Annotated in this window: 13 protein-coding genes; 5 read left to right on the forward strand and 8 right to left on the reverse strand. The window is 71.6% G+C overall.

Features of this window, described 5'->3' with window-relative positions:
• The first annotated feature begins 39 nt into the window (after positions 1-39).
• Together BDK92_RS07015 and BDK92_RS07020 are read left to right on the forward strand one after the other, a co-directional pair.
• Complete coding sequence (locus BDK92_RS07015; RefSeq protein ID WP_121155695.1) at positions 40-993, forward strand: terpene synthase family protein; 954 nt, start codon at positions 40-42, stop codon at positions 991-993.
• Positions 994-1,170: 177 nt separating this feature from the next.
• Complete coding sequence (locus BDK92_RS07020) at positions 1,171-1,710, forward strand: hypothetical protein (protein WP_121155697.1); 540 nt, start codon at positions 1,171-1,173, stop codon at positions 1,708-1,710.
• 149 nt (positions 1,711-1,859) lie between these two features.
• Here BDK92_RS07020 and BDK92_RS07025 read toward each other — a convergent pair whose 3' ends face one another.
• Entirely contained in the window at positions 1,860-3,089 is a 1,230-nt protein-coding gene (locus tag BDK92_RS07025; RefSeq protein WP_121155699.1) for a S8 family peptidase, read from the reverse strand.
• 250 nt (positions 3,090-3,339) lie between these two features.
• On the opposite strand from BDK92_RS07025, the gene BDK92_RS07030 reads away from it, so the two are divergent.
• Positions 3,340-5,166: an AMP-dependent synthetase/ligase gene (locus BDK92_RS07030; protein ID WP_121155701.1), complete on the forward strand. Its 1,827-nt coding sequence runs from the start codon at positions 3,340-3,342 to the stop codon at positions 5,164-5,166.
• 187 nt (positions 5,167-5,353) lie between these two features.
• Here BDK92_RS07030 and yczR read toward each other — a convergent pair whose 3' ends face one another.
• Positions 5,354-6,814, reverse strand: a complete 1,461-nt coding sequence (yczR, locus tag BDK92_RS07035) for a MocR-like transcription factor YczR (RefSeq protein WP_121155703.1) — start codon at positions 6,812-6,814, stop codon at positions 5,354-5,356.
• 60 nt (positions 6,815-6,874) lie between these two features.
• On the opposite strand from yczR, the gene yczE reads away from it, so the two are divergent.
• Positions 6,875-7,549, forward strand: a complete 675-nt coding sequence (yczE, locus tag BDK92_RS07040) for a membrane protein YczE (protein WP_121155705.1) — start codon at positions 6,875-6,877, stop codon at positions 7,547-7,549.
• Positions 7,550-7,652: 103 nt separating this feature from the next.
• Entirely contained in the window at positions 7,653-8,111 is a 459-nt protein-coding gene (locus BDK92_RS07045; protein ID WP_121155707.1) for a hypothetical protein, read from the forward strand.
• On the opposite strand, the gene hisF is transcribed toward BDK92_RS07045, so the two are convergent.
• From hisF to BDK92_RS07075, 6 genes are all read right to left on the reverse strand, one after another.
• Positions 8,108-8,878: an imidazole glycerol phosphate synthase subunit HisF gene (hisF, locus tag BDK92_RS07050; RefSeq protein ID WP_121155709.1), complete on the reverse strand. Its 771-nt coding sequence runs from the start codon at positions 8,876-8,878 to the stop codon at positions 8,108-8,110. The genes BDK92_RS07045 and hisF overlap by 4 nt on opposite strands.
• 51 nt (positions 8,879-8,929) lie before the next feature.
• Positions 8,930-9,931, reverse strand: coding sequence for an NADP-dependent oxidoreductase (locus BDK92_RS07055; protein WP_121155711.1), 1,002 nt, complete (start codon positions 9,929-9,931; stop codon positions 8,930-8,932).
• Positions 9,928-10,353 carry an organic hydroperoxide resistance protein gene (locus BDK92_RS07060; protein WP_121161757.1) on the reverse strand — a complete coding sequence of 142 codons (426 nt, stop codon included), beginning with the start codon at positions 10,351-10,353 and terminating at the stop codon, positions 9,928-9,930. Before BDK92_RS07060 ends, BDK92_RS07055 begins: the two co-directional genes overlap by 4 nt.
• A 5-nt stretch (positions 10,354-10,358) precedes the next feature.
• Positions 10,359-10,811 carry a MarR family winged helix-turn-helix transcriptional regulator gene (locus BDK92_RS07065; RefSeq protein WP_425462214.1) on the reverse strand — a complete coding sequence of 151 codons (453 nt, stop codon included), beginning with the start codon at positions 10,809-10,811 and terminating at the stop codon, positions 10,359-10,361.
• 149 nt (positions 10,812-10,960) lie between these two features.
• On the reverse strand, positions 10,961-11,689 hold the full coding sequence (gene priA, locus BDK92_RS07070; protein WP_121155713.1) for a bifunctional 1-(5-phosphoribosyl)-5-((5-phosphoribosylamino)methylideneamino)imidazole-4-carboxamide isomerase/phosphoribosylanthranilate isomerase PriA: 729 nt from the start codon (positions 11,687-11,689) through the stop codon (positions 10,961-10,963).
• Positions 11,690-11,787: 98 nt separating this feature from the next.
• Positions 11,788-12,114: a hypothetical protein gene (locus BDK92_RS07075; RefSeq protein WP_121155715.1), complete on the reverse strand. Its 327-nt coding sequence runs from the start codon at positions 12,112-12,114 to the stop codon at positions 11,788-11,790.
• Positions 12,115-12,129: the final 15 nt, after the last annotated feature.

Raw genomic sequence — 12,129 nt, forward strand, 5'->3', positions numbered from 1 at the left:
GCCGCCTGCCGCGACGAGCATCGCGCGACAGGGGGCAACATGCGGTCCTTCGCCGTGGTGGCACTCATCGCGCCGCCGTTTCCGGCGCGAGTCCACCCACACGCCGCGGAAGCGGCCCAACGGTCCGCCCGGTGGGCCACCGAACTCGGCCTGATCGTCACCGCCGACGCCGCTCGCCGTCTCGACCGGGCGAACGCCGGCGACCTCGCCGGCCGGGCCTGCCCGGACGCGCGACCGGACCGGCTCGACCTGCTCACCGACCTGGTGACCTGGCTCTTCGCCTTCGACGACGCCTGCGACGACGACGGGCTCGGCGCCGACCCGCGCCGGCTCTCCCCGGTGGTGAGCCGACTGCTCGACGTACTCGACCTGCTCGGCTGCGCCGCGCCACCGGCGTTGCTCGCCGCCGCCGGGCCGACCGGTGTCGCGCTGCACGACCTGTGCCGCCGGTTACGCGACGGAGACCACCCCGACCTGCTAATACGTTTCGCCGCCCAGGTCCGCGACTACCTGCTCTCCCTGCTCTGGGAGGCCGCGAACCGGGAGCACCACCGGGTTCCGGCGGTCGACGAGTACATCCAGATGCGCCGGCACACCGGGGCCGTACATCCCAGTTTCACGCTGACCGACCACGCCCGGGACGCCCGACCGAGCTGGTCCGCGCTCGCCGATCCGCGACTGTCCGCACTGGACCGTCTCGCCGCCGACCTGGTCTGCTGGTGCAACGACGTCTTCTCGTACGGCAAGGAACGCCGTCTGGAGCAGGACGGACACAACCTGACCCTGGTGATCGCCCGGGAGACCGGGCAGGACGAGCAGACCGCGCTCGCCGAGGCCGCCGACCGGTTCAACGCCGGGCTCGACGCGTACCTGGCGTTGGAGCGGACCGTGCTCGACGGCGCCGAACCGGCGGTCACCCGGACCGTGGAGGGGCGCCGGGCCTGGATCCGGGCCACCTACGACTGGTCCATGAACGCCAGCCGGTACGCCTGACCGGCGCCTCGGTCAGGCGTACCGACCGGCGTCCGGTCAGCCGATGGTGAGTCACCCGGCGCGGGGGTGTCGACGGCGGCAACCGGCCTCCGCCACGGCCGCCACGACGGTCAGGGTGTGGTGAGCCCGGCGGGTGATCCTGGTCCGGCCCGAACGTCGGGCGGAGACGGAGTGGTCATGCGTTGGAAATCGAGCATCGGAACGGTTCTCGCGGCCGTACTCGTGGCGGCCGTCGTGGCGGCGCCGGGCGCGGCGTCCGCCGCACCCGCAGGGGGTGGCGGCGGGTACGGCGGTTGGGTGCCGGCGCCGCAGGAGGACTTCGAGACGCCGGCCGGGGCACGTTGTGACTTCGCGGTCCGGGTTCAGCCCGTGGTCGACGAGGTCCGCAAGCTCGTACTGGCGGTGTATCCGGACGGGTCGCCGCGACGGGAGCTCTACACCGGTGCGCTCATCAACGAGGTGACGAACCTGGAGACCGGGGCGACCAGCACCGCGGACGCGAGCGGCACGTCGCTTGTCGAATACGCCACCGACGGCTCGATGACCTGGTACGTGACCGGACCGGTGCTGCTCGGCTTCCGCGAGAACGCCGGCTCCCTGCCCCGGGGTCTGTGGATCGTCGACGGACAGTTCATGGTCGAGTTCACCCCGACGTTCGACAAGACCATCACCATGCTGCACGGCACGACACACAACGTCTGCACCGACGTCAGCTGACCGGGGCGGGGCGGGACCCTGGTCGTCGTCCAGTCCCGGTGCTGCTGGCGGAGACCGCAACGACGACCGGTCGGAGCGGGCCGATGCCCGGCTCGGCACCCCGTGGGGCGGCCGGGCCGGGCATCGGCGCGAGATGTGGATGGTGCGGGTCAGTTCACCACGAACAGCAGCCGGTTCGGCGAGCCGCTGCCCGGGCTGCCGACCACGTTGGGGGTCGCGTTGTTGTAGAGGTAGTTGCGCACCTGGGTCGGGGTGTAGGACGGGTTGGCCGAGAGCACCAGGGCCGCCGCGCCGGCCACGTGCGGCGACGCCATCGACGTACCGCTGATGCTGTTGGAGGCGGTGTTGCTGGTGTACCAGGCCGAGGTGATCGCCGAGCCCGGCGCGAAGAGGTCCAGGCAGGTGCCGTAGTTCGAGTACGAGGCGCGGGCGTCGGTGCTGGTGGTGGCGCCGACGGTGATGGCCGACGGGGTACGGGCCGGGGACGAGTTGCAGGCGTTCGCGCTGGAGTTGCCGGCGGCCAGGGCGTACGTCACGCCGGAGGCGATCGAGTTGGCCACCGCGTTGTCGAGCGCGGTGCTCGCGCCGCCGCCGAGGCTCATGTTCGCCACCGCCGGCTTGACCGCGTTCGAGGTCACCCAGTTGACGCCGGCGATGACGCCCGCGTTGGTGCCGCTGCCGGAGCAGTTCAGCACCCGTACGCCGATCAGCCGGACCGCCTTCGCGACACCGTACGCGGCGCCGCCGACGGTGCCGGCGACGTGCGTACCGTGCCCGTTGCAGTCGTCGGCCGAGCCGCCGTCGACGGCGTCGTAGCCGCTGGTGGCCCGGCCGCCGAAGTCGTTGTGCGAGAAGCGGATGCCGGTGTCGATGATGTACGCGCGCACGTTGCTGGCGGTGTTCGGATAGGTGTACGACCGGCTCAGCGGAAGGTTGCGCTGGTCGATCCGGTCGAGGCCCCAGGAGGGCGGGTTGGTCTGGGTGGCGTTGATGGAGACCACCTGGTCCTGCTCGACATAGGCGACGTCCGGGTGGGCGGCGAGCCGCTCGGCCGCCCTCGCGCTCATCTTCGCCTCGAAGCCGTTGAGGGCGGCACCGAAGACGCGGGCCACGCTCCCCCCGTACCGGCTGGTCAGCTCGTTGGCCTTGGTCGGCACCGCGGCCGCGGCTCGGGCCGTGCCGGCCGCCGCACCGACCGCACCGTCGTTGAGTACGACGATGTAGCTCCCCGCGACCGCGGTGGCGCTGCCGGCGAGCCGGACCTCACCGGTCGCCGGTGCGGCCATCGCCGGGCTGCTGGTGGCCACGACGCCGGTGGCCGCGGCGACGAGGATTCCGAGCGCCAGCCGGCGCGCGTGGCGCAAGTCCGCACGTGTCATCTTCCGACTCCTCCCTGACCGTCCCGCATTGGTCCGATCGAGGTCAGCCTAGGGAAAAACATCAGCCTTCCTCTATATCGAAATCCTCATATCACGAACCGTCCGGACCATCGCCGACCCCGACGTTCGGCCATCGACCCACCCGGTCACTCCGGGGGTAGCCGAGGTCGGACCCGAACGAATACTGTCTAGTAACCAACATTTAACGTGATGCCCGTCACGCACCCATATTCGGAAGGCTGACCCCCTCATGGCTTTCGACCTCCCGTACCGGTCCGTCCCGGACATGCTCCTACAGCGCATCGCGGCCACTCCGGACCTGAGAGCGTTCGGTTCGCCCGCGCCGGACGACTCCGGACCGATCTGGCTGACCTGGGCCCAGGTGGGCCAGCGGGCCAAGGCGGTCGCCGCCGGCCTGCACGCGCTCGGCGTCGGCCGCGAGGACCGGGTGGCGATCCTGGCCAACACCCGACTCGACTGGGTCGTCGCCGACCTCGGCGTGATGTGCGCCGGCGGCGCGACCACCACGGTCTACCCGACGACCGAGCCGGAGGATGCGAGTTTCATCGTGGCCGACTCCGGTTCCCGGGTGCTGATCGCGGAGAACGCCACCCAGGCGGGCAAGATCGCTGGTGCGGACCTGCCCGCGCTGACCCACGTGGTCCTCATGGACGGCACCGCCGACCCGGCCGCGGCCGTACCCCAGCTCACCTTCGACGACCTGGAGATCCGGGGTACGCAGCTGCTGGAGGAGGAGCCCGACCTGATCGAGCGGATCGTCGCGGGGATCGACGGGGACGACCTGGCGACCCTGATCTACACCTCGGGCACCACCGGCCGTCCCAAGGGGGTCGAGCTGCTGCACACCGGCTGGGTCTGGGAAGGGGTGCGTCAGGCCGAGTTCGAGCTGCTCAGGCCGGACGACCTGCAGTATCTCTGGCTGCCCCTGTCGCACTCGTTCGGCAAGACGCTGATCTGCGGGGTGATCCACGTCGGGCTGCCGACCTATGTCGACGGTCGGGTGGACAAGCTGGTCGACCTGCTCGGGGTGGTCCGGCCGACGCTGATGTGCGGGGCGCCCCGGGTGTTCGAGAAGGTCTACAACCGGGCGGTCACCACGGCCCAGTCGGCGGGCGGCGCCAAGGCCAAGATCTTCACCTGGGCGGTCCGGACCGGCAGGGAGAAGGTGGCGCTGGAGCAGGCCGGCGCACCGGTGCCGGGCGGCCTCGCGTTCCGTTACCGGCTCGCCGAGAAGCTGGTCTTCAGTAAGCTCCAGGCGCGCCTCGGCGGCCGGATGCGGGTGATGGTCTCCGGCGCCGCCCCGCTGAGCCCGGAGATCAGCGCGTTCTTCGCCGCCGCGAACCTGCCGGTCTCCGAGGGGTACGGCCTGACCGAGACCAGCGCCGGCAACTTCGTCAACCGCCCCGGCCACCTGAAGATCGGTACGGTGGGACAGCGCCTCGGTGACCTCGAATGCAAGATCGACACCGACGGTGAGGTGCTGCTGCGCGGCGCGCCGGTGATGCGGGGCTACCACAACCTGCCGGAGGAGACCGCCGCCGCCTTCACCGAGGACGGCTTCTTCCGCACCGGCGACATCGGGAGCCTCGACGAAGAGGGCTACCTGAAGATCACCGACCGAAAGAAAGACCTGGTGAAGACCTCCGGCGGCAAGTACATCGCGCCGTCGCACATCGAGGGGCTGTTCAAGGCGCTCTGCCCGTACACGTCACAGACCGTGGTGATCGGGCAGGCCCGCAACTACTGCGTCATGCTGGTCACCCTGGACCCGGACGCAATGGCCGCGTGGTCGGTCGGCGGCCCGCTGGAGGGCAAGCCGTACGCCGAGATCGTCGCCTCCCCCGAGGCGCGGGCAATGGTCGACGGTTACGTCGCGGAGTTGAACGGCAAGCTGAACCGCTGGGAGACCATCAAGAAGGTCGCCATCCTTCCCCGCGACCTGACGATCGAGGACGGCGAACTGACCCCGTCGCTGAAAATCAAGCGTCGCGGTGTGGAGGCGAACTTCGCCAGCGAGATCGACAAGATGTACGAGGGCACCCTCGCCGAAATCTGATCTCCGCACTCGACCGCTCCCCCGGTCGAGGCCGATCAGGGGCTGCCTGGCACGGTGGCACACCCGCCTGGCGAGCAGCCCCTGATTCGGCCCCCACCCCACCCCGCCCCGCCCACCCCGGCCCGGCCCGGCCGGAGGTTAGGAAGGGGCCCTTCCTCTACCGAATGCGATAACAGGGGGCCCTTCCTTACGCGATGACGGCGGGTTGGCGTCGGTGCGGGTGGGTGGGCGCGCGGTCGAGGTCGTAACGGACAGTGGCAATGCGGTGCACCGCCTCGACGAGTTCGGCGGCGGGCAGGGTGAACGGCAGTCGGAGGAACCGCTCCAGGGTGCCGTCCAGCCCGAACCGGGGACCGGGCGCCAGTCGTACCCCGACCTCCTCCGCCGCCCGGGACAGTGCGCTGGAGATCGGCCCGTCGAGCTCCGCCCAGAGGGTGACCCCGCCGTTGGGCACCACGACCTGCCAGTCCGGCAGCGAGGCGCGTACGGCGGCAACCAGGGCGTCGCGCTGGGCGGCCAACTGGGTACGCCGGGCGGCGACGATCGTCTCCGCCTCCGCGAGCAGCCGTACGGCGACCAACTGGTCCAGCACCGGGCTGGCCATGTCGACGCCGACCCGGGCGGCGGCGAGCCGCTGCACCTGGGGTGCCGAGGCGCGTACCCAGCCGATCCGCAGCCCACCCCAGTACGGCTTGCTCATCCCGCCGATGGAGATCACCCGGGAGTGCCGGTCGAAGACGGCGGTGGGTGGCGGTACCGGTGTGCCGTCCAGGGGAAGGTCGACGAAGGACTCGTCGACGACCAGGTCGGTGCCGCCGGCGTGGGCCGCCGCGACCACCCGTTCGCGCAGCTCGGCGGACATCAGGTGCCCGGTCGGGTTCTGGAACTCCGGGATCAGGTAGGCCAGCCTCGGCCGGCTCTGGCGTACCGCGCTGAGCAGCAGTTCGGCGTCCCAGCCGGAGCCGCCCGGGGCGAGACCGTGGGTGGCGATGCGGGCCCGCCGGGCGGCGAGGGCGGCCAGCGCGTTCGGGTACGTCGGCGACTCGACCAGTACGCTCCCGCCGGTCGGCAGGGCGAGCCGCAGGACCAGGTCGAGTGCGTGCTGGGTACCGCTGGTCACCATGATCTGTTCGGCGCTGGTCGGCAGGCCGCGCTCGGTGTAGTTGCGGGCCACCGCCTCGCGCAGTTCGACGATGCCGGTGGGGTGGTAGCCGGCCCCGCCGAGATAGCGGGGCAGGTCTTCGGCGGCGGCACGGGCGGCGGGCACCAGTTGCGGTGGTGCGGAGAGCGCGGCACAGCCCAGGTCGATCATGTCCAGGTCGTCCTGGGGGGTCCAGAGACCGGAGCTGGCGACCCGGTGTCCACCGGGGAGCATGGTCCAGCTGCCGGCCCCGCGCCGGCTGTTGAGGTGGCCGCTCTCGCGTAGTTCCCGGTACGCCGCGGTGACCGTGGTCCGGCTGACCCGCAACGCCTCGGCCAGTTCCCGTTCGGCCGGCAGTCGTACGCCGAGCGCCAGCCGGCCGTCGGCGAGCAGGCCACGTACGGAGCTGGCGAGGGCGAGGTAGTCCGGGTTGCGCCGACGGCCCGGCAACGCATGCCACTGACCGAGCAGTCGAGCCAATTGTGTGCCACGTACCAGGACCGTCATGGCCACCTACCCCTGATTGGCTCTCTTATGGCTCCAGAATTGGTCCTTAGAGTGGCACTCGTGACCGAGATTGGCAACCTTCGCGACCGGCTGACGCGCCGCCTGGTCCAGCTCTACGCCGGCCTGGTGCTCTATGGCTTCAGCATGGCGTTGATGATCGAGTCAACACTCGGCCTCGACCCGTGGGATGTCTTCCACCAGGGGGTGGCGGAACGCACCGGGCTCTCCTTCGGCACCGTGGTCATCCTGGTCGGTGCCGTGGTGCTGCTGCTCTGGATTCCGCTGCGGCAACGACCCGGCATCGGCACGGTCAGCAACGTGGTGGTGATCGGGCTGGTGGTGGACGGGGCCCAGGCTCTGCTGCCGACCCCGTCCGCGCTCGCCGCCCGGATCGGTTTCCTGGTCGCCGGCATCCTGCTCAACGGCGTGGCGACCGGTCTCTACCTGGGCGCCCGGCTCGGTCCGGGGCCCCGCGACGGGCTGATGACCGGCTACGTCGTACGCCGCCCCGGCCGCTCCATCCGCCTGGTCCGTACGGTGATCGAGCTGGCCGTCCTCACCGTCGGGCTACTGCTCGGCGGGACCGTCGGCTTCGGCACCGTCGCGTACGCGCTCGCCATCGGTCCGTTGGCCCACCTGTTCATTCCGATGTTCCGGGTCGCACCGACCGCACCGACCGAGCCGACCGGTCCCGCACCTGGTCAACCGGCTGCCACCGGAAGCGGCATCGGATAGACCGTGTTCACTTCGAGACGATGGGGTCGCGGGCGGTAGTGAGGCGGGAAACACAGTCGCGGCAATGGTTCCCTCCACGGCGATCACACGGCATCATTTCCCCATGGGGGAAGAGGGTTGGCGTTGGGCAGACGCCTGGATCTTCGTGTCGCTCGTGATCGCCGGAGGTGCCGGACGGCACCGACGGTCGGCGACCACCCGGCGACCGGAGGGCGTACGCCTGGCCGACGTGCTCTCCACGGCGGACCACCTCAACCACGCCATCCCCGGCCGGCACGAGGTCGAGGCGGCCGTACGCCGGCTCGCCGGGGCCGGGCTGATCAACGTCGCGGACGGCTGGTTCCGGGTCACGCCCGCTGGTGAGCAGCTGTGGCGCACCCGGCCACGTGGCGGTCTGGCGACCACCGTCGAGACGGTGCACGGAGTGCTGACCCGACGGACCGCCCCCGGCTCGGCCGACTGGGCGCTGGACGAGGAGGAGCACGCGGCGGCGGTGCAGGAGTTCTCGGCCCGGACCACCGCGCCGAGGCCCCGGCGCTCCCCCGAGGGCGGACCGCGCTAGCGCCGGACCGGGTGCCCGGCGTCCCGCAGGGCGTCCTTGACCTCACCGATGCTCAGCTCGCCGAAGTGGAAGACGCTGGCCGCGAGCACCGCGTCGGCGCCCGCCGCTACCGCGGGTGGGAAGTCGCCGACCGCACCGGCACCGCCGCTGGCGACCACCGGCACCTCCACCACCTGGCGTACCGCCTCGATCAGCGCCAGGTCGAAGCCGGCCTTGGTGCCGTCGGCGTCCATCGAGTTGAGCAGGATCTCACCGGCGCCGAGTTCGGCACCGCGCCGCGCCCATTCGACCGCGTCCAGGCCGGTGCCCCGGCGTCCGCCGTGGGTGGTCACCTCGAACCCGCTGGCGGTGGTGCCGTCCGGGGCCCGGCGCACGTCCAGGGAGAGCACCAGCACCTGCCGGCCGAACCGGTCGGCGATCTCGGCGATCAGCTCCGGCCGGGCGATCGCGGCGGTGTTGACCCCGACCTTGTCCGCGCCGGCGCGCAGCAGGGTGTCGACGTCGGCGACCTGCCGGATGCCGCCGCCGACGGTGAGCGGGATGAAGACCGACTCGGCGGTCCGGCGGACCACGTCGAGCATGGTGCCCCGGTCGTCGACCGAGGCGGTGACGTCGAGGAAGGTCAGCTCGTCCGCACCGGCCCGGTCGTACGCGGCGGCCAGCTCGACCGGGTCGCCCGCATCGCGGAGATCGAGGAAGTTGACCCCCTTGACCACCCGGCCGGCGTCCACGTCGAGACAGGGAATCACCCGTACCGCCACCGTCATGGATCGAGCTTAACCGCCCGCCCCGGCCGGTCGACCGGGGCGGGCGGCTGGTCAGAGCCGGACGAGCATCTTGCCGAGGTTCTCCCCGCGCAGCAGGCCGAGAAAGGCCGACGGCGCGTTCTCCAGCCCCTCGACCACGGTCTCGTGGTAACGGATCCGGCCGTCGCGGAGCCATCCGGACATCTCACCGACAAACTGCTCACGCAGCCCGAGATGGTCGTGGAGCAGGAAGCCCCGCAGGGTCAGCCGCTTGGAGATGGTCAACGCCAGGTTGCGCGGTCCGGGTACCGGCTCGGTCGCGTTGTACTGGGCGATCATGCCGCAGATCGCCACCCGGCCGTGCAGCCGCAGCGCGGACAGGGCCGCCTCCAGGTGATCGCCGCCGACGTTGTCGAAGTAGACGTCGATGCCCTCCGGTGCGGCCTCGGCCAGGGAGCGCCGTACCGGCTGGTCGCGGTAGTTGAACGCGGCGTCGAAGCCGAGTTCGAGCAGCCGGCGCACCTTCTCGTCCGAGCCGGCGCTGCCGACCACCCGGGAGGCGCCCTTCAGCTTGGCGATCTGGCCGGCGAGGCTCCCCACCGCGCCGGCGGCGGCCGACACGAAGACGGCGTCGCCGGGCTGGAGCGCGGCCACGTCGAGCAGTCCGGCGTACGCGGTGAGCCCGATCCCGCCGAGCGGGCCGAGGTACGCCGAGACCGGTGCCACCGTCGGGTCGATCCGGTGCGTGCCGCGTTCGTCGAGGACCGCGTACTCCCGCCAGCCCTTGCCGTGCTGCACCAGGTCGCCGGGGCGGAACGCGTCCGTCTCGCTCGCCACCACCTCGCCGATCGCACCGCCGTCCAGCGCCTCCCCGAGCGCGTACGGCGGGGTGTACGACTTGGCGTCGTTCATCCGCCCCCGCATGTACGGGTCGACCGACATCAGCACGTTGCGGACCAGGAGCTGTCCCGGTCCGGGGTCGGGGACGGGCACCTTGACCAGGTGGAAGTTCTCCAGTGTGGGCCAACCGTGCGGCCGACTGGCCAGGTGGACCTCATGGCCCGTACGGCTCACCGGGTCTGCCCGACCCGCAGCGCGACGTCGATGTTGCCCCGGGTGGCGTTGGAGTAGGGGCAGACCTGGTGGGCCTGCTCGACCAGTTGTTCGGCGGTGGCCCGGTCGAGCTCGGGCAGGTCGACGAGGAGCGTCACGGCGAGACCGAAGCCACCGGACTCGACGCGGCCGATGCCGACCTCGGCGGTGACCGCGGAGCCGGTGACGTCGGCCTTGGCGCGCCGCCCGAGCAGCTTGACGGCGGAATGGAAGCAGGCCGCGTAACCGGCGGCGAAGAGCTGCTCGGGGTTGCTGCCGCCACCTTCGCCGCCCATCTCCTTGGGCACGGCGAGGTCGATCTCGAGCGTCCCGTCGCTGGTACGCACCCGGCCGCCCCGGCCCTCGCCGGTGGACTGGGCCTCGGCGGTGTAGGTCACCTGCATGGTGATCACTGCTCCTTCTGCTCGTGGATCAGTTGGGTGATCTGGTTCAGGGTGCCGCGGAGCGCGACCAGGTCGCCCTCGGTGAGGCCGGTGGCCCGGACGATCCGCCGTGGCACCTGCTCGACCCGCTGCCGCAGGGCGCGCCCGGCCCCGGTCAGTTCGATCTCGACCAGCCGCTCGTCCCGACTGGCTCGCCGCCGGGTCACCAGCCCGGCCCGTTCCAGCCGCTTGAGCAGCGGCGAGAGGGTGCCGGAGTCGAGGTGCAGCGCGGCACCGAGCTGGGTGACCGTGAGTGGGTCGTCGGGTCGTTCCCAGAGCACGAGCAGGGCGAGGTACTGCGGGTAGGTGAGCCCGAACTCGTCCAGGATCGGCCGGTAGAGGTCGGTGACGGCCCGGGAGGTGGCATAGAGCGCGAAGCAGACCTGGCGGCTCAGGGCCAACTCGTCCGTGGCATCCACGAGGATGACGCTAACGCACAATTGAATTGTGCACAACTAATCGGTGGTCGCAGCGCGACGCCGCCCGCCACGATCGGCAGCGGCCCCCGGAACACGACGGTGCCCCCGACCCGACGGTCGGAGGCACCGTTACACGAAGGCCGCCCGGGTCAGTCGCGCCCGGCCAGCACCGCGAGCGCCTCGGCGACGGTGAACGCGCCCGAGTAGAGCGCCTTGCCGGCGATCACACCCTCCACCCCGATCGACTCCAGCGCGGCCAGCGCCCGCAGGTCGTCCAGGCGGGAGACACCACCGGAGGCGACCACCGGCGCGTCGGTGCGGGCGCAGACCTCCCGCAGCAGGTCGAGGTTCGGCCCACGCATGGTGCCGTCCTTGGTGATGTCGGTGACCACGTACCGGGTGGCACCCGCCTTGTTCAGCCGCTCCAGCACCTCGAACAGGTCACCGCCGTCGCGGGTCCAGCCCCGGGCCGAGAGGGTACGGCCGCGCACGTCCAACCCGATCGCCACCCGGTCGCCGTACTCGCCCAGCACCCGGTCGCACCAGACCGGGTCCTCCAGCGCCGCGGTACCGATGTTGACCCGGGCCGCACCGGTGCCGAGCGCGGCACGCAACGACTCGTCGTCCCGGATGCCACCGGAGAGCTCGACGTGCACGTCCAGCCGCCGGACCATGTCGGCCAGCAGGTGGGCGTTGGAGCCCCGGCCGAAGGCCGCGTCGAGGTCGACCAGATGGATCCAGGTCGCCCCGTCCGCCTGCCACGCCAGCGCCGCCTCCAACGGGTCGCCGTAGGTCGTCTCGCTGCCGGCGGCGCCCTGGAGCAGGCGTACCGCCTGCCCGTCGGCGACGTCGACGGCGGGAAGCAGGGTGAGGCTCAAGATGGATCTCCTGTCTGGTCGGGGCCGGATCCCCACGTCGGATCGGGCCGGATCGGGCCGGGAGCCGCGCTGATGCCGGCCCCGGCAAGGGTCGCGTGCTAGATCCGGCGTCCGAGCGCTACCACCACGACCGCCGGCAGGACGAGCAGCAACAGCACCATCAACGCCAGGCGGAGCCCCAGGTCGTCGACGAGGAACCAGATCGCGCCGAGCGCCGCGATCGAGAGCACCGCCACGCCGGCCCGCTCGCCTCGGCTGCGTCGGGCGAAGAGCCGCCCGGTACGCCGGTCCGGCAACCGGGGCGTGAGACGCCGCAGCAGTGCCCGGCGCCGCTGTCGACGGCCGACCCGCCGGGCCCGCGCCGCCTTCTCCCGCTCCGCCTCGGCCTGGCGCACCGCGCGCAGCCGGGCCCGCTCCTTGCTCACCCGGCCACCCCGCGC

It is taken from the genome of Micromonospora pisi (genome assembly GCF_003633685.1).
Taxonomy (GTDB): Bacteria; Actinomycetota; Actinomycetes; order Mycobacteriales; family Micromonosporaceae; genus Micromonospora_G; species Micromonospora_G pisi.